General features: G+C 59.2%; 1 protein-coding gene. It reads left to right on the forward strand.

Going from position 1 to position 644, the window contains the following annotated elements; translation table 11 throughout:
- Nucleotides 1–42: 42 nt before the first annotated feature.
- Nucleotides 43–644, forward strand: a 602-nt coding sequence (locus PQR62_RS25565) for an ABC transporter ATP-binding protein (RefSeq protein WP_408160895.1), incomplete at its 3' end; no start/stop codon positions are given.

Below are 644 nucleotides of genomic sequence, written 5' to 3' on the forward strand. Positions count from 1 at the left end.
TGATAGCCGGTGATTCACTGACGTGAAGAATTGAAAGACAACATGACAACAAACATACTGAAGATTGAACAACTGAGCGTGGCCTACGGCGGCATTCAGGCGGTCAAGGGCATCAGCCTGGAAGTCAACGACGGCGAGCTGGTGACGCTGATCGGCGCCAACGGCGCGGGCAAGACCACCACCCTTAAAGCGGTGACCGGCACGCTGCCCAACTGCAAGGTCGAGGGCCACATCAGCTACATGAGCGAACCGCTCAAAGGGCTGAGCTCCTTCCACCTGGTGCAGAAGAAACTGGCGATGGTGCCGGAAGGGCGCGGCGTGTTTACACGCATGAGCATTCTGGAAAATTTGCTGATGGGCGCCTACACCAGCAATGACAAAGCGCAGATCGACGCCGATGTGGAAAAGTGGTTCGGCGTCTTCCCGCGCCTGAAGGAGCGCGCGGCGCAGATGGCCGGCACCTTGTCGGGCGGCGAACAGCAGATGCTGGCGATGGCGCGCGCGCTGATGAGCCACCCCAAACTGCTGCTGCTGGACGAACCCTCGATGGGCCTGTCGCCGATCATGGTGGAAAAGATCTTCGAAGTGATCCGCAATGTATCGGCGCAAGGCATCACGATCCTGCTGGTGGAGCAGAACGCCAA

Source organism: Herbaspirillum lusitanum (assembly GCF_046025995.1).
Classification (GTDB): domain Bacteria; phylum Pseudomonadota; class Gammaproteobacteria; order Burkholderiales; family Burkholderiaceae_D; genus Herbaspirillum; species Herbaspirillum lusitanum_A.